20 protein-coding genes and 1 pseudogene are annotated in these 26285 nt (G+C 73.4%); 7 read left to right on the forward strand and 14 right to left on the reverse strand.

Translation table 11 applies throughout. From position 1 onward, the window contains the following. Positions 1 to 91: 91 nt before the first annotated feature. A complete protein-coding gene (locus ACFVXK_RS24250; RefSeq protein WP_389614932.1) occupies positions 92 to 496 on the reverse strand; it encodes a cobalamin B12-binding domain-containing protein in 405 nt (134 codons plus the stop codon). Positions 497 to 708: 212 nt separating this feature from the next. On the opposite strand from ACFVXK_RS24250, the gene ACFVXK_RS24255 reads away from it, so the two are divergent. Both ACFVXK_RS24255 and ACFVXK_RS24260 read left to right on the forward strand, forming a co-directional pair. After that, entirely contained in the window at positions 709 to 1551 is an 843-nt protein-coding gene (locus tag ACFVXK_RS24255; RefSeq protein WP_389614934.1) for an esterase/lipase family protein, read from the forward strand. A 251-nt stretch (positions 1552 to 1802) separates the two neighbouring features. After that, positions 1803 to 3266, forward strand: a complete 1464-nt coding sequence (locus ACFVXK_RS24260) for a M23 family metallopeptidase (protein ID WP_389614936.1) — start codon at positions 1803 to 1805, stop codon at positions 3264 to 3266. 16 nt (positions 3267 to 3282) lie between these two features. Here the strand turns inward: ACFVXK_RS24260 and pcrA are convergent, their stop codons facing one another. Beyond that, positions 3283 to 5772 carry a DNA helicase PcrA gene (gene pcrA, locus ACFVXK_RS24265; protein ID WP_389614938.1) on the reverse strand — a complete coding sequence of 830 codons (2490 nt, stop codon included), beginning with the start codon at positions 5770 to 5772 and terminating at the stop codon, positions 3283 to 3285. A gap of 107 nt (positions 5773 to 5879) precedes the next feature. On the opposite strand from pcrA, the gene ACFVXK_RS24270 reads away from it, so the two are divergent. Both ACFVXK_RS24270 and ACFVXK_RS24275 read left to right on the forward strand, forming a co-directional pair. Further along, positions 5880 to 6236, forward strand: a complete 357-nt coding sequence (locus ACFVXK_RS24270; protein ID WP_389614940.1) for a hypothetical protein — start codon at positions 5880 to 5882, stop codon at positions 6234 to 6236. A gap of 127 nt (positions 6237 to 6363) precedes the next feature. Continuing rightward, positions 6364 to 7431 carry an NlpC/P60 family protein gene (locus ACFVXK_RS24275; RefSeq protein WP_389614942.1) on the forward strand — a complete coding sequence of 356 codons (1068 nt, stop codon included), beginning with the start codon at positions 6364 to 6366 and terminating at the stop codon, positions 7429 to 7431. A gap of 14 nt (positions 7432 to 7445) precedes the next feature. Here ACFVXK_RS24275 and ACFVXK_RS24280 read toward each other — a convergent pair whose 3' ends face one another. The 3 genes from ACFVXK_RS24280 to ACFVXK_RS24290 form a co-directional block, all read right to left on the reverse strand. Further along, positions 7446 to 8561 carry an alpha/beta hydrolase gene (locus ACFVXK_RS24280; protein WP_389614944.1) on the reverse strand — a complete coding sequence of 372 codons (1116 nt, stop codon included), beginning with the start codon at positions 8559 to 8561 and terminating at the stop codon, positions 7446 to 7448. A gap of 107 nt (positions 8562 to 8668) precedes the next feature. Continuing rightward, positions 8669 to 9361: a response regulator transcription factor gene (locus ACFVXK_RS24285; RefSeq protein ID WP_358893613.1), complete on the reverse strand. Its 693-nt coding sequence runs from the start codon at positions 9359 to 9361 to the stop codon at positions 8669 to 8671. A 14-nt stretch (positions 9362 to 9375) separates the two neighbouring features. Beyond that, positions 9376 to 10671 carry a PspC domain-containing protein gene (locus ACFVXK_RS24290; protein WP_389614946.1) on the reverse strand — a complete coding sequence of 432 codons (1296 nt, stop codon included), beginning with the start codon at positions 10669 to 10671 and terminating at the stop codon, positions 9376 to 9378. Between the two features lie 131 nt (positions 10672 to 10802). Between ACFVXK_RS24290 and ACFVXK_RS24295 the strand changes: the two genes are divergently transcribed. Next, entirely contained in the window at positions 10803 to 12137 is a 1335-nt protein-coding gene (locus tag ACFVXK_RS24295) for a PspC domain-containing protein (RefSeq protein WP_389614948.1), read from the forward strand. Further along, a complete protein-coding gene (locus ACFVXK_RS24300) occupies positions 12124 to 12348 on the forward strand; it encodes a hypothetical protein (RefSeq protein ID WP_389614950.1) in 225 nt (74 codons plus the stop codon). The genes ACFVXK_RS24295 and ACFVXK_RS24300 overlap by 14 nt, the downstream gene beginning before the upstream one ends. Here the strand turns inward: ACFVXK_RS24300 and ACFVXK_RS24305 are convergent. The 4 genes from ACFVXK_RS24305 to guaA all read right to left on the reverse strand — a co-directional run bounded on the left by ACFVXK_RS24305 (position 12294) and on the right by guaA (position 16675). Beyond that, positions 12294 to 12800, reverse strand: coding sequence for a DoxX family protein (locus ACFVXK_RS24305; RefSeq protein ID WP_389614952.1), 507 nt, complete (start codon positions 12798 to 12800; stop codon positions 12294 to 12296). The two genes, ACFVXK_RS24300 and ACFVXK_RS24305, sit on opposite strands and share 55 nt — an antisense overlap. A gap of 19 nt (positions 12801 to 12819) precedes the next feature. After that, on the reverse strand, positions 12820 to 14061 hold the full coding sequence (locus ACFVXK_RS24310; protein ID WP_389614969.1) for a hypothetical protein: 1242 nt from the start codon (positions 14059 to 14061) through the stop codon (positions 12820 to 12822). Between the two features lie 117 nt (positions 14062 to 14178). Next, positions 14179 to 14961 carry a class II aldolase/adducin family protein gene (locus ACFVXK_RS24315; protein WP_389614954.1) on the reverse strand — a complete coding sequence of 261 codons (783 nt, stop codon included), beginning with the start codon at positions 14959 to 14961 and terminating at the stop codon, positions 14179 to 14181. Between the two features lie 121 nt (positions 14962 to 15082). Beyond that, positions 15083 to 16675 carry a glutamine-hydrolyzing GMP synthase gene (gene guaA, locus ACFVXK_RS24320; protein ID WP_389614956.1) on the reverse strand — a complete coding sequence of 531 codons (1593 nt, stop codon included), beginning with the start codon at positions 16673 to 16675 and terminating at the stop codon, positions 15083 to 15085. Between the two features lie 331 nt (positions 16676 to 17006). On the opposite strand from guaA, the gene ACFVXK_RS24325 reads away from it, so the two are divergent. Next, positions 17007 to 17279 carry a chorismate mutase gene (locus ACFVXK_RS24325; protein WP_389614958.1) on the forward strand — a complete coding sequence of 91 codons (273 nt, stop codon included), beginning with the start codon at positions 17007 to 17009 and terminating at the stop codon, positions 17277 to 17279. 232 nt (positions 17280 to 17511) lie between these two features. Here ACFVXK_RS24325 and ACFVXK_RS24330 read toward each other — a convergent pair whose 3' ends face one another. From ACFVXK_RS24330 to ACFVXK_RS24350, 5 genes and pseudogenes are all read right to left on the reverse strand, one after another. Beyond that, entirely contained in the window at positions 17512 to 19161 is a 1650-nt protein-coding gene (locus tag ACFVXK_RS24330; RefSeq protein ID WP_389614960.1) for a hypothetical protein, read from the reverse strand. 180 nt (positions 19162 to 19341) lie between these two features. Beyond that, positions 19342 to 21135: a GMC oxidoreductase gene (locus tag ACFVXK_RS24335; RefSeq protein ID WP_389614962.1), complete on the reverse strand. Its 1794-nt coding sequence runs from the start codon at positions 21133 to 21135 to the stop codon at positions 19342 to 19344. Positions 21136 to 21209: 74 nt separating this feature from the next. Next, positions 21210 to 22841, reverse strand: a complete 1632-nt coding sequence (locus tag ACFVXK_RS24340; protein ID WP_389614964.1) for a succinic semialdehyde dehydrogenase — start codon at positions 22839 to 22841, stop codon at positions 21210 to 21212. A 92-nt stretch (positions 22842 to 22933) separates the two neighbouring features. Continuing rightward, complete coding sequence (locus ACFVXK_RS24345) at positions 22934 to 24547, reverse strand: serine/threonine-protein kinase (protein ID WP_389614966.1); 1614 nt, start codon at positions 24545 to 24547, stop codon at positions 22934 to 22936. A 114-nt stretch (positions 24548 to 24661) separates the two neighbouring features. Next, positions 24662 to 26285, reverse strand: a pseudogene (locus ACFVXK_RS24350) (serine/threonine protein kinase); the annotation flags it as partial.

Genomic DNA, 26285 nt, shown 5'->3' on the forward strand with positions numbered 1-26285 from the left:
GCTCCGCCCCCAGACCCCCGCGCCTCAAACGCCGGCGGGGCTGGAATTGCCCTGCGGGCAATCCAGCCCGCGCGGCGGGCGCCCGGAGCGGTTACGCCTGGCGGACGTTCGTGTTGACCCAGTCGACGATCTCCGTCGTCGTCGCGCCCGGGGTGAAGATCGCCGCGACGCCCTTCTCCTTCAGCGGAGCGATGTCGTCCTCCGGGATGATCCCGCCGCCGAAGACCTTGATGTCCTCCGCGTCCCGCTCCTTCAGCAGGTCCAGCACCCGCGCGAACAGCGTGTTGTGCGCGCCCGAGAGGATCGAGAGGCCGATGGCGTCGGCGTCCTCCTGGATCGCGGTGTCGACGATCTGCTCGGGGGTCTGGTGCAGGCCCGTGTAGATGACCTCCATACCCGCGTCCCGCAGCGCCCGCGCGATCACCTTGGCCCCGCGGTCGTGGCCGTCGAGACCCGGCTTGGCCACCACCACACGGATCGGACCGGTCACACCCATCGCACTGCCTCCCGAGTGAACGAACGTTAAGTACAGCATTGCGCACGGCACCGTTTCACGGTCAACGGGGAGGGGGAAATCACACGTGGGACGCCGTTGATTCACCTCGCCCAGTCGCCCCGCCACCGCGCCGACAGCCGCACGGCACGGTGGCGGGGCCACTTCGGCAGCCGGCACGGCCCCGTACCCAAGAGGTCCAGGGGAGGCCGTCGATGGGGCTGACGTTCGCACCTCTGCCCGTCCCGCGCTCGGGGGCCGCCCTGCGGGCCGCCGTCCTCGAGGCGCTGGTGCTCGCCGGGCACATGCTCCTCTACCCGAGCGGAGTCCGGGAGGAGCGCATACCGGGCGGGGGCGGCGGACCACCGCCGGGGCAACTGCCGCCCGTCCTGCTGCTGCACGGGTTCACCGACAACCGGTCGGTGTTCGTCCTGCTGCGCCGCGCCCTCGGGGCCGGCGGCCGGCGGCGCGTGGAGACGTACAACTACTCCCCCCTCACCCTCGACCTGCGCGTCACCGCCCGCCACCTGGCCCGGCGCGTCGAGGAGCTGTGCGAGCGCAGCGGTCAGGAGCGGGTGGACCTGGTGGGCCACAGCCTGGGCGGGCTCGTCGGGCGGTACTACGTGCAGCGGCTCGGCGGCGACGCCCGGGTGCGGACGCTGGTCACCCTCGGCACCCCGCACGGCGGGACCCGTGTCGCCCCCTTCATGGACGCCCATCCGCTGGTCCGCCAGATGCGCCCGGACTCCCCCGTGATGGAGGAGCTGCGCGCCCCCGCGCCCGGCTGCCGGACCCGGTGCGTGGCGTTCTGGAGCGCGTTCGACGCCCTGATGGCCCCGCCCGGCACGGCCCGGATCGAGCACCCCGACCTGGACGCGACGAACGTCGAGGTCACCGGGATCGGGCACCTCGCCCTTCCGGTGCATCCCGCCGTCGTCACCGCCGTCCGCCGGGCCCTCGACGGTCCGGTGCGCGACGCCGGGGGCACGGGCGCCGCGGAGGAGCCCGTGAGGAAGGCGCCGGCGGCCGGAACCGAAGGGGAGGGCATGGTCGTCTGAGCCCCCGGAGCTGCTCGCGTTCGCCTACAACACCGGATGATCGCGAGTCGAACGAATTTCGAACTCAAGGCCAAGGGTCGGTCTTCCCGCGACCGAAAGGCGGCCGAATGCCCGGTTCCCGCGAGCTCGAAACCCGCCGAAGATTGTCGAGGCGAGTAACCGCCGGGTACAGTCACGCCACTGCTCTCCTCCGGTGAACCTCGAGTTCCCCGGCCACCCAGGCCCCCACTGCCGAGGCGAAAGAGAAGTTGGTGAACGACCGCCCGACGTCGGGCCAGTACCCCGAAACCGGGTACGACGGCCTTTCCACCACCACTTTCGCTGGTGACCAGGCATACGTTTCCTATGAAACGCAGGGTCAGGGCTATCAGTACGTCACGGACTACGCCTCGTCCGGCAGTTATGCGGGCTACGACGCCTACGGCGCGTACGCCCCGTCGTCCGCCGACACCGGTGCCTACGACACCACCGCGTGGACCGCGCAGCAGGACTACCTCTCCAGCGTCCCCGCCCAGACCGTCCCCGAGGACGCGACCGGCTCCTGGGACGCGAGCGCCTGGGACTCCGCGAACTCCGCCGCCGCGACGGCCGACTACGCGTCGGCCCCGCTCGGGTACGACACCTCCGGCTCCGAGCAGACCGGGCAGTGGGACTTCTCCGGCTACGGGAACGGGCACGGGAACGCGCACGACACCGGTGCCTACGCCGCCACCGCGTGGAACAGCGCCGGCGGCGGTGAGACGGGCGAGCCGGTCGCCGACGTCTACGCCGACGACGAGACCTCCGTCTTCGAGCCGCTCGGCCCGGCCTTCCCCGTCGCGGACGACGAGCCGCAGTTCGGCGACGAGGTGCACGACCTGCCCACGCAGATGGTGCCCCTCGCCTCCGACGTCCCCGTCGCCGAGCCGCGTTCGGCGCGCCGGGCCGGTGGCCGCGGCGCGGCCAAGGGCGGCGGCAAGGAGAAGGCGGGCAGCGCCCGGCGCCGTACGCCGGCCAAGCGGTCCGCCCTGCTGACCGTGGCCGTGCCCTCCGTCTGCGTGATGGGCGTCGCGGGAGTCGCCGCCGCCTCCGTCAGCGGACTCACCGGCGGCGACGAGCCGTCCCAGGACACGACGACGATGGCCGCCCCCGACCCGTCCTCGGTGAAGCCGGTCGCGGCGAACAACAAGCTCGACACGCAGCTGACCGCCCTGAGCGCCGACGCCGGCGACTTCGCCGACCGCGCGAGCCGCACCCAGGAGCGGATCGACCTCAAGCAGCGTCAGGAAGACGAGAAGAAGAAGCGGGCCGAGGAGGCGGCGGCCAAGGAGGCGGCCCGCCCCAAGTTCGCCATCCCCGTCACCCAGCACGGCCTGAGCGCCATGTTCGGCCAGGCCGGCGGCATGTGGATGTCCGTGCACACCGGCATCGACTTCCCGGTCTCCTACGGCACCCCGGTCATGGCCGCCACCGACGGCACCATGCGCACCCAGTGGAACAGCGCCTACGGGAACATGGCCATCCTGACCTCCCCCGACGGCACCGAGACCTGGTACTGCCACCTCAGCAGCACCAAGATCCGGTCCGGGCAGGTCAAGGCCGGCGACGTCATCGCCTACTCGGGCAACTCCGGCAACTCCACCGGCCCGCACCTCCACTTCGAGGTACGGCCCGGTGGCGGCTCCGCCATCGACCCCCTGGCCTGGCTGCGCAGCCACGACCTGGACCCGACCTAGGCCCTGCCCGCAGGGCTCAGAGCTTCTGCACCGGCGCGTAGCGCAGCAGCAGGCGCTTGGGCTTGTCGTCCCCGAAGTCGATGGTGGCCTGCGCGTCCGCGCCGGCGCCCCGGACCTCCATGACCGTGCCCAGGCCGAACTGGTCGTGCGTGACGCGGTCCCCGACGGCCAGCGCGATGACCGGCTTGTCGGTGGCGCGGCGCGTCGCGAACCCGGAGGGGCCGGACGAGCGGGAGCGCGAGGAGGACAGGAAGGCCTCGGGCGAGGTCCCGAACGAGGTCTTCCCCGAGCCGGACGAAGACGAGCCGTAGCCGGAGCCGCGCATCGGGCCGGCCGGCTTCTGCGCGGCGCCCGTGCGCTTCCACTGGAGGTACTCGGCCGGGATCTCCTCCAGGAACCGCGAGGGCGGGTTGTACGAGGGGGTGCCCCAGGCGCTGCGCATGCTGGAGCGGGTCAGGTACAGCCGCTCGCGGGCGCGGGTGATGCCGACGTAGGCGAGCCGGCGCTCCTCCTCCAGCTCCTTGGTCTGGCCCAGCGCGCGCATGTGCGGGAAGACCCCGTCCTCCATGCCGGTCACGAAGACCACCGGGAACTCCAGGCCCTTGGCGGTGTGCAGGGTCATCAGCGTGATGACGCCCGAACCGTCCGGGTCCTCGTCCGGGATCTGGTCGGAGTCGGCGACGAGCGCGACCTGTTCCAGGAACTCGGCCAGGGTGCCCGGGCTGTCCTCGTCCCTCGCCTGCTCGAATTCGAGGGCGACGGCGGCGAGTTCCTGGAGGTTCTCGATCCGGGTCTCGTCCTGCGGGTCGGTCGAGGCCTGGAGCTCGGCGAGGTAGCCCGTACGCTCCAGGACCGCCTCCAGCACCACGGCCGGGCCGGCGCCGGAGTCGACGATGGTGCGCAGCTCCTCCATCAGGGTGTTGAACCGCTTGACGGCGTTGGTGGAGCGGGCGGCCATGCCGAAGGCCTCGTCCACCCGGCGCAGGGCCTGCGGGAAGGTGATCTTCTCGCGGAGGGCGAGGGCGTCGATCATCGCCTCGGCGCGCTCGCCGATGCCGCGCTTGGGCACGTTGAGGATGCGGCGGAGCGGGACGTTGTCCTCGGGGTTGGCCAGGACGCGCAGGTAGGCCAGGACGTCCCGGACCTCCTTGCGCTCGTAGAAGCGGACGCCGCCGACGACCTTGTAGGGCAGTCCGACGCGGATGAAGATCTCCTCGAACACGCGGGACTGGGCATTGGTCCGGTAGAAGATCGCGACGTCGCCGGCCTTGGCGTCGCCCGCGTCCGTCAGCCGGTCGATCTCGTCGGCGACGAACTGGGCCTCGTCGTGCTCGGTGTCGGCGACGTAGCCGGTGATGCCCGCGCCGGTGCCGGCCTGGGTCCACAGGTTCTTGGCGCGGCGGTTCTCGTTGCGCTCGATGACGGCGTTGGCGGCGGAGAGGATCGTCTGGGTGGAGCGGTAGTTCTGCTCCAGCAGGATCGTCGTCGCGTCCTTGTAGTCCTCCTCGAACTGGAGGATGTTGCGGATGGTCGCGCCGCGGAAGGCGTAGATCGACTGGTCGGCGTCGCCCACCACGCACAGTTCGGCGGGCGGCAGGTCCGGGTAGCCGGGGCCGACCAGCTCGCGCACGAGGGTGTACTGGGCGTGGTTGGTGTCCTGGTACTCGTCGACCAGGACGTGGCGGAAGCGCCGCCGGTAGTGCTCGGCCACGTCCGGGAAGGCCTGGAGGAGGTGGACCGTGGTCATGATGATGTCGTCGAAGTCGAGGGCGTTGGCCTCGCGCAGCCGGCCCTGGTACATCGCGTACGCCTGGGCGAGGGTCTTCTCGAAGCCGTCGACGGCCTGGGCGGCGAAGGCGTCCTCGTCGATGAGCTCGTTCTTGAGGTTCGAGATCTTGGCGTTGAAGGACTTGGGCGGGAACTTCTTCGGGTCCAGGTCCAGGTCGCGGCAGACCAGCGCCATGAGGCGCTTGGAGTCGGCGGCGTCGTAGATCGAGAACGAGGAGGTGAAGCCGAGGCGCTTGGACTCGCGGCGCAGGATGCGCACGCACGCGCTGTGGAAGGTGGAGACCCACATGGCGTTGGCGCGCGGGCCGACCAGGTTCTCGACGCGCTCCTTCATCTCGGCCGCGGCCTTGTTGGTGAAGGTGATCGCGAGGATCTGGCCCGGGTGGACGTGGCGCGCGGACAGCAGGTGCCCGATGCGGTGCGTCAGCACGCGGGTCTTGCCGGAGCCGGCGCCGGCCACGATGAGCAGCGGGGAGCCCGCGTGCACCACGGCGGCGGCCTGCTGCTCGTTCAGCCCGTCCAGGAGGGTCGCGGGGTCGATGACCGGCCGGGGGGCGCCGTCGCGGTAGTAGGCGTCCCGGTCCGCGGGCAGGTCGAAGCGGCCGCCGAACAGGTCGTCCGCACCCTCCTCGGGGGCGTGGTGCTCCTCGGGCGGCGGGGGGACCTCGTCGGAGGGGGTGAGGTCGGCCAGGAAGCTGTCGTCAAAGAGGCTGCTCATCGCCATCCGAGTCTAGAGGCCGGGACCGACAGGCGGTCCCGCCCCGGGGAAATCCGCCGCCGGGACCGGACGGGGGGCCGCGGAGGGCACCCCGTAGGCTCGGCGCCATGACTGTCCTCACCCACGTCTTCGTCGGCCTGCACATCATCGGCATAGCCTCCCTGCTGGGCGGTTTCCTCACCCAGATGAAGGCGATGGGCGCCGGCACCGCCCGCTTCGTGCCCGCGATGCTGCACGGCGCGCTGACCATGCTCGTCACCGGTGTGCTGCTCGTCGGCTTCCACGAGATGGGCGACGGCGCGCCGCTGAACAACGTCAAGATCGGCGTGAAGCTGGCGGTCCTCTTCGTGATCCTGGCGCTCGTCTACGTCAAGCGCGACGAGGAGCACGTCGAGAAGGGCCTCTTCGGCGCGGTCGGCGGACTGACCGTCGCCAATATCTTTATCGCCGTCCTCTGGCACTGAGCGGTCCCGTCCGGCCATCGGCGATCACCCGGGGCCAGTACCGATCAACTCGTCATCCGGCCGTGACCTCCAGGTTTAGCGTCCTCCCCCGAGACCTGCGGGACCGACGGAAGGACGTGAGGCCCCCGTGGCCAGTCATCGAAAGCCCAGGCAGCGCCCGTTCTCCGGCGGCACCGTCCGGACGGCCGCCACCCTCGCCCTCGCGGGCGCTGCCACCGCCACCGCCTTCGAAGGCACCTCGCACGCCGAGCCGCAGCAGACCCCCGCCCAGGTCAAGGCGGAGGTCGACCGGCTCTACGAGGAGGCCGAGGCGGCGACGGAGAACTACAACGGGGCGAAGGTGAAGGCCGACGAGGCCGAGCGGGCCCTGACCGGCCTGCAGGACGAGGCCGCCCGCAAGGAGGAACGGCTCGGCGCCGCCCGCAGCGCCCTCGCCACCGTCGCGGCCGGCCAGTACCGCAGCGGCGGCCTCGGCCCCGCCCTCCAGCTGGCCCTCGCCACCGATCCGCAGGACTACCTGGAACGGTCCTCCCTGCTCACCCGGGCCGGCGACCGGACCGCCTCCGAGGTGGCCTCCGTACGGCGCGGGCTCGACGAGGTCGGCCGGCTGCGCGCGCGGGCCGACGGCAGTCTGAAGGAGGTCCGCGCCCGGCGGGACGAGCTCGCCCGGCAGAAGGCCGTCGTCGAGGACCGGCTGGCCGGCGCCCAGCGGCTGCTGGCCCGGCTCGGCGCCGAGGAGCGGGCCGCGTACGAGGCGCAGCACGGCGGCGGCCCGGACGCCCCCGCCGCCCGGCCCGGAGGGACGGTGCCCGCCGGGCGGACCGGCGCCCCGGCCCCCGCCGACGGTTCGCGCGCGGCCCGCGCGGTGGCCTTCGCGTACGGGGCGATCGGCAAGCCGTACGTCTGGGGCGCGACCGGGCCGGGCTCGTTCGACTGCTCGGGTCTGACCCAGGCGGCCTGGCGCGCGGCCGGGGTCTCGCTGCCCCGCACCACCTACACCCAGATCAACGCCGGCCGGCGGGTCTCCCGCGACCAGCTGGCCCCGGGCGACCTGGTGTTCTACTACTCCGGCGTCACGCACGTCGGCCTGTACGTCGGCGGCGGGCAGATCGTCCACGCCCCGCGCCCCGGCTCCACGGTCCGCCTCGCGCCGGTCGACTCGATGCCCTGGGCCGGCGCCTCCCGCCCGGCGTAGGCCCGCGAAGGGTCCTAGGGGGCCTTGACGGTCTGGCTGAGCCAGCCGAAGGTCTGCGGCAGCTGCTTGGACCAGGACTCCAGGTTGTGGCCGCCGGTGACCTTCTCCGCGTGCACGGTGGTCGGGTTCTGGGCGAGCCCCTTGAGGTCCATGCCCGACAGGTAGCCGTCCTGCTCGGCCCCCGACATCCACAGCGCCACCGCCGGCGGCGCGGGCTGCGCCTTCAGCAGCTCCTTGAGGTTGTGGGTGCGGCGCAGCTCGGGGTCCTTGGCGACCAGCGAGGTGGGCTCCTGGCCGGGGTCGTTGTACCCGGACAGGGAGACGGCCGCGCCGTAGCGGTCGGGGTGCAGGATGGCCAGCTTGGCCGCGCAGTAGGCGCCCGCCGAGTAGCCGGCCACGCCCCAGGTGCGGGGCTCGTCGGAGACGCGGAAGTTGTCGGTGACCATCTTGCGGACGTCGACGCTGAACCAGCTGTCGGCGTTGACCTTGCCGGGGAGGTTGGCGCAGCCGGTGTCGGCGTTGCCCAGCAGCATGGCGCGCGGGGAGACCAGGACGAAGGGCTGGACCTTGCCCTCCTTCATCAGCGGCTCCAGCACCTCGTGCGCCTTGAGCCCCTGGAACCAGGACTTGCCGGTCCCGGGTATGCCGGGGATCAGCTCGACGACGGGGAACTTCCTGTCCTTGTAGGCGGGGTCGTCGTACTGCGGCGGCAGCCACACCATGACGTCGCCCTTGACCCCGGAGATCCTGCCGTCGAGCTCGGTCTTCTTCACGCGTCCGCCGAGCCCGTCGACGGGCTGGAACTCCTGGCGGACCTTGGGCTCCTGCCTGACCTGCTCGGCCTTCTTGCCGCCCATGCCGTCGGCGCCGAGGTCGGGGGCGGACTGGACGTAGCTGCCGGTGCCCATCAGGTCGCCCCAGGAGGCGTAGAAGTTCATGTCCCGGTTGACCGCGACGAACACCAGGGCGACGGCGGTCACCTGCGCGAAGACCACCATCAGCCCGCGGACCGCCAGGCGCGCGGCGGCGGGGCCGCGGACCTTGCTCCACACGGTCAGCGGCAGGGCGACGGCGATCAGCGTCAGGCCGATCACCGTCGCGAAGAGAGGGGTCCCCGTCAGGCTCGTCACGCCACCCAAGAGGCCGCCGCGCCGCCGTCCGGTTGCCCTCCCCCACTGCGTCGTGGATCACACCCCGGGGCCCGGCCCCGGGGTGTCACCCCCGGTTCACCCGCAGGTCAGACCAGGCGCCGGGCGGTGGCCCAGCGGGTCAGCTCGTGCCGGTTGGAGAGCTGGAGCTTCCTCAGCACCGCCGAGACGTGCGACTCGACGGTCTTGACCGAGATGAACAGCTGCTTGGCGATCTCCTTGTACGCGTACCCGCGCGCGATCAGCCGCAGCACCTCGCGCTCGCGCTGGGTGAGCCGGTCCAGGTCCTCGTCGACCGGCGGTGCGTCCGTGGAGGCGAAGGCGTCGAGGACGAAGCCGGCCAGCCGCGGCGAGAACACCGCGTCCCCGTCCTGGACCCGGAAGACGGAGTCCACCAGGTCGGTGCCGGTGATCGTCTTGGTGACGTAGCCGCGGGCGCCGCCCCGGATGACCCCGATGACGTCCTCGGCGGCGTCCGACACCGACAGCGCCAGGAACCGCACCGGGTTCTCGGCGGCCGCCATCAGCGGGGCGCAGCGGCGCAGCACCTCGACGCCGCCGCCGCCGGGCAGGTGCACGTCGAGGAGGACCACCTCGGGGCGGGTGGCGGTGATCACGGTGACGGCCTGGTCCACGTCGGCGGCCTCACCGACGACCTCGACGCCGGTGCGGGCCGTCTCCCCGATCTCGGCCTGTACGCCGGTGCGGAACATGCGGTGGTCGTCGACGAGCACCACCCGGACCCTCCTGGCCCCGTCGTCCACCGCGCCGCCCTCGGTCATGCCCGTCACGCCCGTCATGCCGCGTTCGCCACCCTCTCCATCTCCAGTTCGACTTCCGTGCCGCCGTCGGGCGCGGACCGCAGCCGTGCGGTCCCGCCGTTGCGCTGCATCCGGCCGATGATCGATTCTCGTACGCCCATGCGGTCGCCGGGTACCGCGTCGATGTCGAAGCCCGGTCCCCGGTCCCGTACGGACACGAACACCGTGCGCCCCTCGACCTCCGCGTACACCTGGACGGGGCCGCCCTCGCCACCGTACTTGGCGGCGTTGACCATCGCCTCGCGCGCGGCCTGCATCTGCGCGCCCAGCTTCTCGTCCAGCGGGCAGTCGCCGACGACGACCACCTCGATCGGGACGCCGTGGTGGTCCTCGACCTCGGCGGCGGCCTTCTTCACGGCCTCGGCGAGGGTGGCCGGCTCCTCGGCCTCGTCCTTGCCGGTGCCCTCGGGCTTGTACAGCCAGTTGCGCAGCTCCCGCTCCTGGGCGCGGGCGAGGCGGCGGACCTCGCCGACGTCCTCGGCGTTGCGCTGGATCAGGGTGAGGGTGTGCAGCACGGAGTCGTGGACGTGGGCGGCGACCTCGGCGCGCTCCTGGGCGCGGATGCGCATCAGCCGCTCCTCGGAGAGGTCCTGGGTCATCCGGATCAGCCAGGGTCCGGCGAGCAGGGCGATGCCGACGAGGACGGCGAGGACGGCGGTCAGGAGGTTGCCGAGCTGCGCGGCGGAGCCCCGTACGACGATGAAGACGGTCAGGCCGACGCCGACGAGCACCACCCCGGCGAGTGCCCGGGCGAGCGGGAGCATCCGCGTACGGTGGGCGCCGGCGGGGTTCCAGTGGGCGCGGCGGGCGTTGTCGGCCTGCCGCCACACGAGGACGACGCCGGCCCCGACGAGCAGGGTGGGCCAGACGTAGCGGCCGTTGGCGCCGCCGACGCGGAGCTGGGAGAGGAAGATGCCCGCGCCGACGGCGAGGGCGATCAGCCCGGACACCGCCCCCTTGTCGGGCTTGCGCAGGCGCCGGCTGCCGTCGGCGAGGGTCTCGAAGAAGGAGTGGTGTCCGGTGCTTCCGCCGACGCCGAGCGGGACGAAGACCCAGAAGGCGGCGTAGAGCAGCACCCCCAGCCCGTCCCCCCACATGAACATGGCGAGGAAGGCGAGCCGGATCCACAGGACGGGCAGCCCGAGGTGCCCGGCGAGGCCGCGCGCGACTCCGCCGAGCATCCGTCCGTCGGCGCTGCGGTAGAGCCTGCGCTGCGGGAGGTCGTCGGGGTCGGGGGCGTGCGGGGCACGGGCGGCGGCTGCTGCGGGCATGTCACCAAGGGTCACATGCCGGGACCGGGAGCGGCATCAGGGCATCCCCCCAGTTCCGTCGGGGGGATATCAGGGTTGCGCCAGGGTAGGGCCCGGTGCCGGGCGGCCGGACGGGCGGTCACCATGGAGCCATGACCGACGTACACGACGCCCCGCCCGGGGGCGCCTCCGGACGGAGCCCGGGGGACGATCCCGGGGCACCGGCCCCCGCCGACCGGCCGCTGCTGCGCCGCAGCAAGCGCGACAAGGTGCTCGCAGGCGTCTGCGGCGGCCTGGGCCGGTATTTCGACCTGGACCCGGTGGTGTTCCGGATCGTGCTCGGCGTGCTCGCCGTCACGGGCGGCGTCGGCCTGGTCTTCTACGGCTTCGCCTGGCTGCTGCTGCCCCTGGAGGGCGAGGAGGACAGCGAGGGCCGCAAGCTGCTGACGGGCCGCGTCGAAGGGTCCACCCTGGCCGCGGTGTTCAGCGCCCTGGTGGGCTGCGCCCTGTTCCTGTCGATGCTCGACAACGGGGTGATGGGCGCCTTCTCGGTCCTGGTCATCCTGGCGCTCGGCGGGGCCGCGTACTGGTCCCGGCGCCACCGCCGCACGGCCGCCGCCCCCGAGGCGGAGGCGCCCGGGACGCACCGCCCGGCGCCGCCGGAGACGCAGGCGCCGCCCGCGCCGAGCAGCCCGTCGTGGTGGCGCGATCCGCTGGTCAAGGACGGCACCACGGGCCCGGTCGGCTCCTCCGGCTACCTGTGGGGTCCCGACGACGGCGCCGACGACGAGGGCCGCCCCGGCACGCCGCCCGGTGCGGCCCCGGCGAAGCCGCGGCCCGCGCCCGCCCACGGGCAGGGGCGCGGCGGGATCGGCGGCCGGATCTTCGTGCTGGCCCTGCTGGCCGGCGGTGTCGGCACGGCCTCCGTCTGGCACGGCAGCCCGCTGGGGCACGCCCTCCAGGTCGGGCTGGCGTGTGCGCTGGCCGTGTTCGGGCTGGGCCTGGCCGTCAGCTCCCTCAAGGGCCGCACCGGCTTCGGCACGATCCTGCTGGGCCTGGTCACGGCCGGGCTGCTCGCGGCGGCCACCGCCCTGCCGCGCGAGGTGAGCACCGACTGGCACAACGTCGACTGGCGTCCGGCGGCGGTGGCCGACGTCCGGCCCCTGTACTCCTCCGGGACGGGGCTGGCCACGCTCGACCTGAGCCGCCTGGACGTGCCGAAGGGCACGACCGTGTCGGTCCGCGCCTCCATCGAGGCGGGCCGGCTGAAGGTGATCGTCCCCCGGGAGGTCACCGCGAAGGCCGACGTCTCCGTCGACCTGGGCGACATCCAGCTGCCCGGGGACCGCTCCGTGCGGATCAAGAACGGCGGCGAGAACCGGCGGGCGACCCTGCCCCCGGCCGCCGGCACCGAGGCCGGCGGGACGATCGAGCTGCACCTGGACGCGGGTGTGGGACAGGTGGAGGTGGCCCGTGCGGCGTCATGAGTTCCAGCCCGGAAGGCTGCTGGCCGGCCTGGTGCTGACCGCGGCGGGCGTGCTGTACCTGCTCGACGCGGCCGGCGAGACCGACCTGCCGTGGTTCCTGGTCGTGCCGATGGCCTTCGGCGGACTGGCCCTGGCCGCCCTCGTGGGGCTGGTGACCTACGCCGTACGGCGGGACCGGCGCGACCGGATCAGGGAGTCCAGGGACCAGTAGGGCGCCCCGGCCAGCACCAGCGGGAGCCAGGCCATCAGGTACACCAGGTCGTTGCCGTAGTAGTACGGGGTCACGGCCCAGGACACCGTCAGCCACAGGCTCAGCGAGATCAGCGCACCGCCCGCGGCCGCGATCCGGGTCAGCAGCCCGGCGAGCACGCCCAGGCCGACGAGGAGCTCCCCGACGGCGATGGCGTAGCCGAAGGCGGCGGGGGCGTTCAGCGTGAGGTCCACCAGGGCCGGGATCGCGGCGGTGTCGCGCACGCCGTGCATCTGCTCGCCGATCGAGCCGGGGCCGGAGGCGGCGAAGAAGCCCGCGGTGGTCAGCTTGTCGAGGCCCGCGTAGACGAAGGTCACGCCGAGGAAGATCCGCAGCGGGAGGAGGGAGTATCGGGAGGCGAGTGCTCCCCACGGTGTGGACCGCACACCGGAAGGGACGTCAGTTCGGTTCACGCAGCCATGTCTACCCGCTTCATTCGGCCACGTCGATGACGCAGCGGTTGGATTCCACCCCTGCGGCGGTCACCACCTGCACGTCGACCCGGCCCGGCTCCACCTCCGCGGGCACCGGCACGGTGAGCACCGTGTCCGAGGGGTTCACGAACCCGCCCGCCACCGGCACCAGCGGAACGTGCACGTGGACCGCGCCGACCCGGACCACCAGCCGGGCCAGCATCTCCGGCGTGTGCGCCCCCGGCGGCACGAAGCCCACGCCCCGGATCTCGATGTCGTCGCCGGGCCGCACCGCCGCGTCGATGTCGCCGGGCTCCCGCCTGCGGACCACCGACAGCACCAGCGGACGGCTCCCCTCGGCGTACTTCGCCGCCAGGTACACCGCCGCCGACAGCGCCACCAGCAGGGCCAGCGCCCACGGCAGCTGCGGCAGCCGCTCGGGGAAGCGGGCCAGCGACACCGCCGCGTAGGCCAGCACCACCGTGGAGACGAGGACGTACTGCGCGTCGGGGAAGCTGCCGCGGCCGTCGTCGTCCGTCAGCAGGTCCACCCCGCGCGGCCGGTCCGCGGGCAGCTTCTGCAGCCGCTGCCCCATGATCCGTACGGAGACCACCCGGCGCACCAGCACCGCCACCCCCGACGTCAGCGCGACCACCGCGAGCAGCGGCAGCGCCCGCTCCAGCGCGAACCCCTGGTACAGGGCGTCGCGCTCCGGCCCGGGCGAGGAGGCGGCCAGCCGCAGCGCGGGCAGCAGCGCCGCGAACGCGGTCAGCACCACCCAGGCGCTCGGCACCGCCTTCGAGGTGGACAGCCGGTTGTCCTCGCCGACCAGCGGGGCCAGCAGCCCGCCCCGCAGCGACTGCGCGCGGGCGGCGACGGTCAGAAGCCCGGCCAGCACCAGCGCGGCCAGCAGCCCGGCCGTGCGGGCGGTGGACCAGCCGGTGCCGAGCGCGGTGCCGACCTGGACCAGCAGCAGCACCCCGGCGGCGATCCACAGGGCGAGGACGGCCCGCCGGGAGAACAGGTACAGCCAGGAGTTCCCGGCCTCCCTGCCCCGTTCGGCGACCGTGCGGGCGGACAGGGCCAGTTCGTCGGAGACCCACTGGCGGGAGGCGCCGAGGGAGTGGGCCACGGCGGGCGGCACCCCCTGGCCGGCGGCGAACTCGTCGCGCTTCTCCAGGAACGCGGCGACCGCGCGGCGGTGCCCCTCCCGGGCGCAGTCGTCGCAGGCGCAGACGGCGGTATGGGTACCCCGGGACATCTCTTGGACAGCCACGTGCGTGCCGCCTCTCTGAACTACGGTGCAATGCCAGCGAATTGTGCACCACTGGGGCAGTGCTCCGGATTGCGCACGATGTCAGAGCAGGTGATTAACGGTTCATGATGTTGACGCCACCGGTCCGGGGCCGTCCGCGACCGTCTGCCACAGCGGCTGGTAGCTCGCCCAGGCGGCCAGGTCGCCGCCGAACCGCTCCCGCGTGGCGACCGCGCCGTGGTGGTCGATGAGCACCGGCTTGCCCGCGGCCCGCGCGATCAGCTGCACCTGCGCCGCCCGCTCCGCCGCGACGAACCACCACACCGCCGCGTCCACCGACCCGCCGACCGTCAGCAGCCCCCGGTTGCGCAGGATCAGCGCCTTGTACGGGCCCAGCGCCCGCGCCACCCGGGCCGGGTCCTCCGCCCCCAGGTACTCGTCCATGAGCGCGTGGTCCTCGTAGAAGGCGCAGGCCTCCTGACTGACGGGGGCCAGCAGTTCGCCCAGGCAGGCCAGCGCCCTGCCGTACGGGCCCTGGGTGCGGACCACGGACACCACCTCGGGCCGCGCCCGGTGCACGGCCGCGTGCACGGCGAAGGCCAGCTGGTTCACCCGCCGCCCGCCCCGCACCACCCGGCCGTCCCCGTCGACCAGCAGCAGGTCCTCGGGGCCCAGCCCGGCGAAGGCCCGGCCGAAGGGGTTGACCCAGTAGCAGTCCGGGAACTCCGGGTCCCGGGCGCTGACGTGCCCCGCGACCCCGTCCTCGTACCCGAGCCGCCCCAGCAGCCGCAGCGCCCCCGCGAGCCGCTCCTTGCGGTGCGCCCGCTCCTGGCCGGGGTCGGCGTGCACGGGCGGCATCTCGAACGCCAGCCGCTCCACGGGCACGGGCGCGGGCTGCTCGGGCATGGGCCCTCCTCGTCGTCGCGGCGCAAGGTACCGGCCGGGGCCGCAACTGGCCATAGCGACGGCGAAGCCGCCGCTCCCGGGGGAACGGCGGCTTCGCGTCAGGCACGGGGGTAGCGGGAGGCTACTCCCACTCGATGGTGCCCGGGGGCTTGCTCGTGCAGTCCAGGACCACGCGGTTGACGTCCTTGACCTCGTTGGTGATGCGGGTCGAGATCCGGGCCAGCACCTCGTACGGCATGCGGGTCCAGTCGGCCGTCATCGCGTCCTCGGACGAGACCGGGCGCAGCACGATCGGGTGGCCGTAGGTGCGGCCGTCGCCCTGGACGCCCACGCTGCGGACGTCGGCGAGCAGGACGACCGGGCACTGCCAGATCTCCCGGTCCAGGCCGGCGGCGGTCAGCTCGTGGCGGGCGATGGCGTCGGCCTCGCGCAGCAGGTCCAGGCGCTCCTTGGTGACCTCGCCGACGATGCGGATGCCGAGGCCGGGGCCGGGGAAGGGCTGGCGCTGGACGATCTCCTCGGGCAGGCCGAGCTCCTGGCCGACCATCCGGACCTCGTCCTTGAACAGCTGGCGCAGCGGCTCGACGAGCTCGAACTCGATGTCGTCGGGGAGGCCGCCCACGTTGTGGTGGGACTTGATGTTGGCCGTGCCGGTGCCGCCGCCGGACTCCACGACGTCCGGGTACAGGGTGCCCTGGACCAGGAACGCCACCGCCGGGCCGTCCTCCTGGAGGATCTCCAGCTGGGCCTGCTCGAAGACGCGGATGAACTCGCGGCCGATGATCTTGCGCTTGGTCTCCGGGTCGGAGACGCCGGCCAGCGCGTTCAGGAAGCGCTCCTGGGCGTCGACGACCTTCAGCTGGACACCGGTGGCCGCGACGAAGTCCTTCTCGACCTGCTCGGTCTCGCCCTTGCGCATCAGGCCGTGGTCGACGTAGACGCAGGTGAGCTGGGAGCCGATGGCCTTCTGGACGAGGGCCGCGGCGACCGCGGAGTCCACGCCGCCGGACAGGCCGCAGATGGCGCGCTTGTCGCCGACCTGCGCCTTGATCGCGGCGATCTGCTCCTCGACGATGTTGCCGGTGGTCCAGGTGGGCTTGAGTCCCGCACCCCGGTACAGGAAGTGCTCCAGGACCTGCTGGCCGTGCGTGGAGTGCATCACCTCGGGGTGGTACTGCACGCCGTAGAGCTTCTTCTCGTCGTTCTCGAAGGCCGCGACCGGGACGACGTTCGTCGACGCGGTGACGGTGAAGCCCTCGGGGGCGGCGGAGCAGGCGTCGCCGTGGGACATCCAGACCGACTGGTGCTCGGGGGTGCCCTCGAACAGGGTCGAGCCGGTCTTGGAGACCGACAGCGGGGTGCGGCCGTACTCGCGGGCGCCGGTGTTGTCGACGGTGCCGCCGAGGGTGGTCGCCATCAGCTGGAAGCCGTAGCACATGCCGAAGACGGGCACGCCGGACTCGAACAGGGCGCGGCCGTCGTCCAGGCGCGGGGCGCCCTCCTCGTAGACGGAGGACGGACCGCCGGAGAGGATGATCGCCTTCGGGTCCTTGGCGAGCATCTCGGCCACGGGCATCGTGCTGGGCACGATCTCGCTGTAGACGCGGGCTTCGCGGACGCGGCGGGCGATGAGCTGGGCGTACTGCGCGCCGAAGTCGACGACGAGGACCGTGTCCGGGGCGCTGTCGTGGGCGGCGGAGGGTGCTTCTGGCACGGGACGGCCTTCCGGCGGAAGAGGGGGCTGTTTTGTCGATTCTACCGGTGGCGCCGGCCGCCGCTTTGTCGCACCATCCGAGGCCCACGTCACGCCCCGGGCGTCTCACCATCCGGGCCCGGTTCGCGGGGACGCGGGCGGGGGGTCCATAATCCTCACCATGCGCAAGCAGCTGAGCTTCCTCTTTACCTATGGCACCGGCCGGTCCGGTCGCCATGGGTCCTCGTGATGCTCGCTTGAGCCACTGACTTCCCGGAAGCGCCCCGGTCCGACAGGACCGGGGCGCTTCCGCGTTCCCGCTCCTGTCGGCCACGACCACAGGAGAAAGACCATGAGCACCCTCACCACCACCGCCGCCACCCCCGAGCAGCTGATCGTCGACTGCCGGGAGCGCATCGACGCCCTCGACGACCGGATCATCGGGCTGATCCAGGAACGGATGGCCGTGTCGGCCGTCATCCAGGAGGCCCGGATCGGCGCGGGCGGCCGGCGCGTGCACCTCTCGCGGGAGATGGAGGTGCTGTCGCACTTCAGCGACGCCCTCGGCAAGCCCGGGACCGCGCTCGCGATGACCCTGCTGGAGCTGTGCCGGGGCCGCGTCTGACCGCGCGGCCGGGTGTTCGTCACCCGTCCGGACCGTGTCCGGCCCCGGGCGGCTTCGTTGAGGGGGTGTCCGCGGGAGCGGTGAGACGTGACGCCTGACGGCGCACGTCGTGGGACCCCTCTCCCCGCGTGACCGGACGGCAGGGGACAGCAGCCCGGTCACCACGAGAAGAACGGCCGGTCCGGGGGACGCCCCGGGCCGGCCGTTCGTTCGTTCGTTCGTTCCGGAGGTCCTACGCGTGCCCGGCCTTGCGGCGGCGGGCCGAGAGGAACAGCGCGGCGCCGACGGCCAGCAGGCCGGCCGCGCCGAGGCCGAGGAGGCCGGCCTGGCTGCCGGTGGAGGCCAGCGGGCCGCCGCCGCTCGTACCGCCGTTCGCGGTGGTGCCGCCGCTCGCCGAGGGGCTCGGGGAGGCGGAGGAGCTCGCGGAGGTGCTGGGCGAGGGGCTGCCGGAGGGGCTCGGGCTCGGGGCCGTCGGGTTCGCCGTGAAGCCGGCGAGGTTGTTGGCCAGGACCGGGTCGAAGGAGTGCCGCTGCGGCTCGCCCTTCGGTCCGGGCGCGCCGACGCGGACGGCGCCCTTGGCGTCCTTGACCGCCTTCTCGACCTTCAGCTCGAAGGGGAACTCGACGTTCTCGCTCTCCAGCACGGAGGACGCGGTGGCGCACCGGTAGAGGGACTCGCTCACCGGGCGGCAGGCGGCGGGCACCGTGACGGCCTTCAAGCCCTTCGGGAGCTCGACGTCGGCGACGGCCGCCGGGGCGCCGCCCCGGTCGGCGACCCAGGCCGGGCCGTTGTTGCGGATCGCCACGACGGCCTTGGCGGTGGTGCCGGCGGCGCCCTTGACGATCAGGGGCTCGGCCTCGAAGTCCGCGGTGTTCGGGACGGTGAGGAGGGCCTCGCGCCTGTTGTCGGCCGGGTTGAGGTCCGGGCCGTGCTCGGCGAGCGCGGCCTGCGCCGTCTTGCGGGCGACCAGCTTGCGCGAGGCCTTGCCCGCCGCGTCGGCGGCCTTCGGCTTGTCGGCGCCGTTCTGCTGCGTGCCGGCCGAGCCGGCGTCCGCCTGCGGCTTCTGCGGGGCGGGCGCCGGGTAGATGCCGTAGCCGAACCGCTCGTTGAGGGCGTTCGCGCCGGCCTTGAGGTGCAGCGGGCTGTCGCCGGCCAGTTCGTAGGAGGCCTTGGCCTCGAAGTCGCCCTCGATGGTGCAGACGACATGGGTGGCGGTGCGGGTGGTGCGGTAGGTGCAGTTGTCGTACCGCTCCGGGAGCTCCAGGCCGTGGCTGGCCTCCAGCTCCAGGACGACGCCCTTGGCCGGCTCGTTGCCCTTGTTGCTGAAGGTCAGCGGCAGGGGCTGGCTCTCGCCGGGCTTGGGGTCCTTCTTGAGATCCATCTCCCCCATGACGAGGTCGGGGGCGCCGACCTTGATGCCGGTGGCGGCGGACTCGACGGTGGCTCCGGCGGCCGCGCCCGTCACCTTCACCACGCCGACGCCGGTCTTCTTCCCGGGGACGACCTCCAGGTCCACGCCGGCCGGAACGCCCGGGCGCAGGCCCTGCTGCTTGCAGACGAGGGTGCTGCCGACGGGCGCGCACTTCTTGGCCGCCGCGCGCGGGCTCTCCTGGACGGTCGCCACGCCGTTCAGCAGGGAGAGGTCGACGGTCAGGGTGAACTCCCCGTCGAAGGTGGTGGCCCCGCCCGTGCCCTCCAGCCGGTAGTTCAGCGCCACCGGCGTCGGGGAACCCGTCGCGGGGGCGGGCGGGAGGGTGAGTCCGACGGGCGTTGCGACCAGTCGGAAGACGGGTTCCGCGGCGTGGGCCGCGGCGGCGGGGACGGTGACGAGTCCCGCCGCCGCCAGGCCGCTCGCGGCCAGCAGGGAGATGCGCTGTCTCATGCCCCGTGTGACCCCCGGACGTACCCGTCGGTTGCACCGTCGGCCGTGTGACCGACACCACAGCTTCACCCAAAGCATTCCGGTACAACCTTTTCCGGCGACCGCCGGTCCACTCCTGTACCGCGGCGGGTACCGCGCTCGGAGGGGGAGCGCGGTGCCCGCCACGGTCGTGTCCGGGGCTCAGTCCTGCGCTTCCGCTTGCCTCGGGGGGATTTCGGGGACGGCCAGGAAGGGCAGCCGCAGTGCCCCGAAGGCCTCCTTCGGGACGACCGGACGGAATGGTTCCACCGCCGCGAGACGTGCGTACGCCTCCCCCTGCGCGGGCCGCGGGTCCGCCTCCCCGTTGTTCGGCCAGTACGACATCGCCCGCTCGGCCTGGGCCGTGATGGTCAGCGACGGATTGACCCCGAGGTTGGCCGAGACCGCCGAACCGTCGACCACCGAGATGCCCGGGTGCCCGTACAGCCGGTGGTAGGGGTCGACCACGCCCTCCTCCGGGGTGGCGCCGATCGGGCAGCCGCCGAGGAAGTGCGCGGTCAGCGGGGTGCCCGTCAACTCGCCGACGTTGCTGCCGGGGAAGCCGTTGATCTCCTCGGCCAGCAGGGTGGCGGCCTCGGTGGCCTCGGCGATCTGCACCGGGTTGGGGGCGCCGTGGCCCTGGCGGGCCGTCAGCAGGCCCTTGCCGATGCCGTGCGGCTTGCGGTACGTCGTCAGGGAGTTGTCCAGGGACTGCATGACCAGGCCGATGATGGTCCGCTCCGACCAGCGCCGGTTGGACAGGGAGCGCGCCAGCTGGACGGGGTGGCGGGCGGTGCGGGCGAACCAGGCGCGGACCCGGTGGGCGCTGTGGGGCACCTGCAGGACGGTCAGGAACCCCATGGCGTTGGAGCCCTTGCCGTAGCGGACGGGCTCGATGTGGGTGTCGGCGTTGGGGTGCACGGACGAGGTGATGGCCACGCCCCGGGTGAAGTCGGCCCGGGCTTCGGCGGGGTGGCGCCTGCGGTAGCGGCGGTCGTCGGTCTGGGCGCCGACCAGGCCCTCGGAGTTGGTGCGGGTGAGGTCGCCGAGCCGGTCGGAGAGGCGGGGCAGTTCGCCGCGGTCCTTCATGGTGTGCAGCAGGGTCTGGGTGCCGTAGGTGCCCGCGGCGACGACCACGTAGCGGGCGCGCAGCACCTTGGCGCGGCCCGAGCGGCGGTGGTCGGTGGGGACGGTGCGGACGCGGTAGCCGCCGTCGGGGTGTTCGGCGAGGGCGGTGACGGTGGTCATGGGGTGGATGACGGCGCCGGCCCGCTCGGCGAGGTGCAGGTAGTTCTCGTTCAGGGTGTTCTTCGCGCCGTGCCGGCAGCCGGTCATGCACTCGCCGCATTCGGTGCACGCCTTGCGGGTGGGCCCGGTGCCGCCGAAGTAGGGGTCGGGTACCTCCTGGCCGGGGCGTACCCGGCGCTGCCCCTCCGCGTCCTCCCCGTCGCCGAAGAAGACGCCGACGGGGGCCATGTGGAAGGTGTCGCCGACGCCCATCTTCTCGGCGGCCGCCTTGAGGTGGACGTCGGAGGGGGTCATCGTCGGATTGAGCCGGACGCCGAGCATCCGCTGGGCCTGCTCGTAGTACGGGGCGAGTTCCGCCCGCCAGTCGGTGATGGCGGCCCACTGGCGGTCCTCGAAGAAGGCGGCGGGCGGCACGTAGAGGGTGTTGGCGTAGTTGAGGGAGCCGCCGCCCACCCCGGCGCCCGCGAGCACCATCACGTTGCCGAGCAGGTGGATGCGCTGGATCCCGTACAGCCCGAGGGCGGGCGCCCACAGGTAGTTGCGCAGGTCCCAGCTGCTCCGGGGCAGGCTCTCGCGGGTGAAGCGGCGCCCTGCCTCCAGGACGCCGACCCGGTAGCCCTTCTCGGTGAGCCGCAGTGCCGAGACCGACCCTCCGAAGCCCGATCCGATGACGATGACGTCGTAGTCGTATGCGTGGTCGTACGACACTGCGCGGTGCCTCCCGGCGGTCGGTTCGTGCCTGTTGCCCTGGGGTGCTGCGGGGGGGGTGCGGTCCGGCCGGCCTAGCGGAAGCGGAGGGCCTTGAGGACCTTGAGGCTGCGGGTCATGAACTCGGCGTACTTCGCGTCGTCCATGCCGAGCGAGGGCGCCATGGGCAGCAGCCGCTGGTGGGCCACGGTCTGGGCCTCGGTGTACTTGAGGATGCCCTCGGAGCCGTGCCGGCGGCCGAGCCCGGAGTCCTTCATGCCGCCCATGGGGGCCTGGGCGCTGCCGTAGGCGGGGGCGTAGCCGTCGTTGATGTTGACGGTGCCGGTGCGCAGCCGGGCGGCGACGGCGTGGCCGCGGCGGGCGTCCTTGGTCCAGACGCTGGAGTTGAGGCCGTAGGCGGTGGCGTTGGCCTGGGCGATGACCTCGTCCTCGTCGGTGAACCGGTAGACGGAGACGACCGGGCCGAAGGTCTCCTCGGCGCAGACCGCCATGGGGGCCTCGACCCCGTCGAGGATGGTGGGCTCGTAGAAGAGGGGGCCGATGTCGGGGCGGGCGGTGCCGCCGGCGACGAGGGTGGCGCCCTTGGCGACGGCCTCGTCCACGTGCCGCCGTACGTTCTCCAGCTGCCGTTCGCCGACGAGGGAGCCCATGTCGGCGCCGTAGGCGAGGGAGTTGCCGAGGCGCATGGCCTTGGTGCGGGCGGCGAAGCGCTCCAGGAAGGCGTCGGCGATGGAGGCGTGGACGTAGAGCCGCTCGATGGAGATGCACAGCTGTCCGGCGGAGGAGAAGCAGGCGCGGACGGCTCCGGCGGCGGCCTTCTCCACGTCGGCGTCGTGCAGGACGAGCATGGGGTTCTTGCCGCCGAGTTCGAGGGAGACTCCGACGAGGCGGGCGGCGGCGCCCTGGGCGACCTCGCGGCCGGTGCGGGTGGAGCCGGTGAAGGAGACGTAGTCGGCGTGGCGGACCACCTCGGGGCCGACGACGGGGCCCTCGCCGAGGACGACCTGGAAGACCTCGGCGGGCAGCCCGGCCTCGATCAGCAGGTCGCGGGCCCACAGGGCGGTCAGGGCGGTCTCGGTGTCGGGCTTCATGACGACGGCGTTGCCCGAGACGAAGGCGGGCAGGGCGTCGCCGACGGAGAGTTCGAGGGGGTAGTTCCAGGGGGCGATCTGCCCGACGACCCCGCGCGGCTGGCGCAGCTCGGTGACCTTGGTGAGGGTGGGCATGGCGCCGGTGTGGCCCTTGGGGCGCAGGTAGGCGGGGGCCTTGCGGCCGTAGTGGCGGGCGGCGACGGCGACGGCCTGGACCTCTTCGTGGGCGTGCAGGCGGGCCTTGCCGGTCTCCAGCTGGATGAGGTCGAGGACCTCGGACTGGCGGGCGAGGACCAGGTCGTGGAAGCGGAGCAGGACGGCGGCGCGCTGCCGTACGGGGGTCGCGGCCCAGGCGGGCTGGGCGGCGCGGGCCTTGGCGAAGGCCTCGGCGACGTCCTCGGGGGTGGCCTCGGGGAGGTCCGCCAGCTTGGCCCCGGTGAAGGGGGTGTGGTTGGCGGTGCTGCCGGAGCCGGTGACCCCGCGGGTGAGCCGGGTGATCAGGGCGGGGGTCACCACGTCGGCGGCGGTGCGGGCGCCCGCCGGGGCCGGGGCGACCGGGTTGGTGGGCCGGGGTGCGGAGCGGAGGGGGGCGGCAGCAGCCTTCGAGTCCGTCATGGCGGTGAGCGTATGCCGCCCGGGGGCCTTTGGGTACCCGTGGGTAACCGGATTTTGCCAAGTGTGCCAGCAATTGCTGGCACGATGGCCGGTCAGCCCTTCTTCTTGCCCGGCTCCCAGCCGCTGAGGGCGGTGTCGAACCGCTGGCGGGTCGTCGCCCAGTCCTCGGCGGGGCCCGTCATGTAGATCGCGTACTCGGTGCCGTTCTTGTCGACGTACATCTGCTCGATGGCCCGGCGCGGTCCGGCGTGCACCCCCTTCTCGGTCCACGTGAAGTCCCACAGCACGGCCTGGGTGGTGTCCCGGAAGGTGTTCGGGTTGAGCTTCTGCCGCTTGTAGTCCGTCCGCTTCGCCACCTGCTTCTCCAGGTCGAGCAGGTGCGCGTACGGGGTCGGGAAGTCCGGGGTGGGGTCGACGGCGATCCGGATGTAGTGCTTGCCGTTGTCCCCGGTGTAGTCGATCTGGTTGCCGTCCATCTGGCGGGTCCAGCCCTCCGGGACGTACAGGGTGAAGCCCGCCGGGTCGGTGACCTCGGTGTAGCCCTTCGGCGGGGCGTCGGCACCCTCGTCCTGCCCGTCGGGGGCGGAGACGTTCTTGTCCTCCGGGGCGGCGTTGTCCGAGCCGTCCCCGCCGGTCAGCTTCAGCACGCCGAAGACCCCGCCGCCGCCGAGCAGCGCCGCGACGAGGGCCACCACCGCGATCCGCCGCAGCCGGCCCGGCGTGCCCCCGGCGGGCGCCGCGGGCCGCTCCGTCGGGGCGGTGGGCGTCGCCGGGGCGGGCACGGGCTCGGGCGCCGGGGGCTCGGCCTCCCGGGCGGGGGCCCGCTCCTCGGCGGTCACCACCTGGGTGGGCACGTACGCGTGGGCCGCCTTGGGCTCGCGGCCCTCCATGGCCTCGATCAGCATCCGCTCGGCCTCGCCGGCCGAGGGGCGCTCGGCCGGGTCCTTGCGCAGCAGCGCGGTGATGACCGGGCCGAGGGCGCCGGACTGGCGCGGGACCGGCGGCTCGTCGTTGACCACGGCCTGGAGGCTGGAGATCGGCGAGGTCCGGCGGAAGGGCGAGCGGGCCTCGACGGCCGTGTACAGGGTCGCGCCCAGGGACCACAGGTCCGAGGACGGGTCGGGCGCGCCGCCGGTGACCCGCTCCGGGGCCAGGTAGTCGATGGACCCGACCAGTTCACCCGTCCGGGTGATGGAGGAGTCCCCCTCGATCGCCGCGATCCCGAAGTCCGTGAGCAGCACCCGGCCGTCCTTGGCCAGCAGCACGTTGCCCGGCTTCACGTCCCGGTGCATCACGCCGACCGCGTGCGCGGCGCGCAGCGCGCCCAGGACGTGCAGGCCGATCCGGGCCGCCTCGCGCGGCTCGATCCGCCCGGCGGCCTTCGCGGCCTCCGCGAGGGAGGGGCCGTCGATGTACTCCATGACGATCCACGGCCGGTCGTCGTGCTCCAGGACGTCGTGCACCGTGACGACCGCGGGATGCTGGATCCGCGCCGCCGCCCGGGCCTCCTTCTGCGTCCGGGCGTAGAGCACCTCCCGGTCGGCCTGGGCCACGTACAGAGCCGCCGTCAGCTCCTTGACCGCGACCGTCCTGTGCAGCAGCTGGTCATGGGCGCGCCACACCTTGCCCATGCCCCCGCTGCCGATGGGCTCCACGAGCCGGTACCGGCCCGCGAGCACCGCGCCCGCGCCTGTCTGCTGTTCCACGAATTCCCGCCGCTCTGTGCACTCCGGGCCAGATTACGGAGCATGCGGGCGGTGCCGGAACCGGGCGGGGCCCGAAAGACAGCACTGTGACGCAATCGCCGTACTGATCAGCCGTCAGCCTCCGGCCTGGTAACTGGCCGTGGCCTTGTCGAAGACGTCCGTCACCTTGTCCTGGTTGTCCTCCGGGCCCGTGACCATGACCACGTGGTAGCTCCCGCCGAGCGCGACGACGAAGTTGCGGGCGAACAGGGAGCGGCCCGCCGCGTCGATCCAGGTGTAGCGGCCGGTCACGCGCAGCTGCTGGCCCACCTTGGTGGACTTCACGTCCCCGCCGGAGGCCCAGGTGGAGTTGCGGTACGGGGCCAGCTCCGCCTCCTTGTCCTTCTGGTAGCCGAGCGGGTCTGGGGAGCCGCCCTCGACCCGGTCCCGGCCCGGGACCACGATGAGGGTGAACTGGCCCTGGGTGTAGCGCACCTGGCCGGCCTCGTTGATGGACTGGCGCTCCCAGCCGTTGGGGACGGCGACCGTGAAGTGCGCCGGGTCCTGCTGGAGGGTGTAGCCGTCGGGGGCCTGCGGGGCGGGCTGCTGCCCGCCGCTGGAGGAGGGGGCGGCCGGGGACGGCGACTGCTGCGCGGGCCGCTGCGACGTGGGCGGCGCCGGGGAGGGGGGCGCGGGGCTCTGGACGGCCGTGGGCTGCTGGGCCCGGCCGGCGTCCTGGCCGCCGGAGCCCGGCAGGAACAGCACCGCGTACGCCACCCCGCCCACGAGCAGCGCCAGGACCCCGATCAGCAGGGTCCGGCCCAGGGAGCGCGGCTTGCGCGGGGCGTCGGGGGTGCGGTGGCGTCCGTGCAGGTCGCCGCGGCGGCGGACCTCGGGCAGGCGGGCGGGGTCGGGCTCGGGCAGCGGGAACACGAAGTCCCCGTCGGGCTCCGGGGCGGAACGCACCAGCGAGCGCAGCCAGCCGCGCAGCTCCTCGAAGTCGGGGCGCTCGGTGGGGTCCTGGCGCAGCAGGGACTCCACGACGGGGCGCAGCGGGCCGCATTCCTCGGCGAAGGCGGGGGGCTCGGCGCAGACCATGTCCACGAGCTCCGCGACGCTCTCCTCCGGGTACGGCGCGTGTCCCTGGACGGCCCGGTACAGCAGGGCGCCGAGGGCCCAGAGGTCGGTGGCGGGGCCGACGGGGGCGGCCAGCTGCCAGGGGCCGCCGTGGACGGGGCCGGCCTGCTCGGGGGCCCAGCGCTCGGTGACGGCCCCGACGACGGCCATCCGCGTCTGCCGGGCCCGCTCGGCGTCGAGCCCCCCACGGGGACCACCACGGGTCTGTCCGGCGCCACCGCCCCAGGCACCGGCGGCGCCGGCGGGCCGGGGGGACGGGGCTTCGGGGGCGCGGTTTCCCGGTACGACGGGCAGGGCGACGGTGGTGTCGGACGGGGTCGCCCCCCGGGCCCCGCCGGGGCGGACGGCGGGCGCCGGGGGGTCGGCCTGCCGGTAGCCCTGCGGGAGCGCGAGCGCCGCCGGGAGCCCGGGGCGGGGCGGGGCGACGGGGGGCACGGGCCGCTGCGTCCCGGGGTCCGGGAGCACGGACCGGTCCGGATGCGGGTGCGTCTCGGGATGCGGGTGGGGCTCCGGTCGCGAGGCCGGCTCCGGATGCGGGTGGCGCTGCGGGTGCGGGGCCGCCTCCGGATGCGGGTGGGACTGCGGGTGCGGGGCCGCCTCCGGATGCGGGTGGGACTGCGGG

Origin of the sequence: Streptomyces sp. NPDC058157 (assembly GCF_042884105.1) — a bacterium.
Classification (GTDB): domain Bacteria; phylum Actinomycetota; class Actinomycetes; order Streptomycetales; family Streptomycetaceae; genus Streptomyces.

Coding starts and splice junctions, on each gene's coding strand:
- ACFVXK_RS24325 (WP_389614958.1), top strand. CDS start 17,007: ATGAGCACCCTCACCACCACCGCCGCCACCCCCGAGCAGCTGATCGTC.
- ACFVXK_RS24330 (WP_389614960.1), bottom strand. CDS start 19,161: ATGAGACAGCGCATCTCCCTGCTGGCCGCGAGCGGCCTGGCGGCGGCG.
- ACFVXK_RS24255 (WP_389614934.1), top strand. CDS start 709: ATGGGGCTGACGTTCGCACCTCTGCCCGTCCCGCGCTCGGGGGCCGCC.
- ACFVXK_RS24295 (WP_389614948.1), top strand. CDS start 10,803: ATGACCGACGTACACGACGCCCCGCCCGGGGGCGCCTCCGGACGGAGC.
- ACFVXK_RS24285 (WP_358893613.1), bottom strand. CDS start 9,361: ATGACCGAGGGCGGCGCGGTGGACGACGGGGCCAGGAGGGTCCGGGTG.
- ACFVXK_RS24250 (WP_389614932.1), bottom strand. CDS start 496: ATGGGTGTGACCGGTCCGATCCGTGTGGTGGTGGCCAAGCCGGGTCTC.
- ACFVXK_RS24270 (WP_389614940.1), top strand. CDS start 5,880: ATGACTGTCCTCACCCACGTCTTCGTCGGCCTGCACATCATCGGCATA.
- ACFVXK_RS24315 (WP_389614954.1), bottom strand. CDS start 14,961: ATGCCCGAGCAGCCCGCGCCCGTGCCCGTGGAGCGGCTGGCGTTCGAG.
- ACFVXK_RS24290 (WP_389614946.1), bottom strand. CDS start 10,671: ATGCCCGCAGCAGCCGCCGCCCGTGCCCCGCACGCCCCCGACCCCGAC.
- ACFVXK_RS24310 (WP_389614969.1), bottom strand. CDS start 14,061: ATGTCCCGGGGTACCCATACCGCCGTCTGCGCCTGCGACGACTGCGCC.
- ACFVXK_RS24340 (WP_389614964.1), bottom strand. CDS start 22,841: ATGACGGACTCGAAGGCTGCTGCCGCCCCCCTCCGCTCCGCACCCCGG.
- pcrA (WP_389614938.1), bottom strand. CDS start 5,772: ATGAGCAGCCTCTTTGACGACAGCTTCCTGGCCGACCTCACCCCCTCC.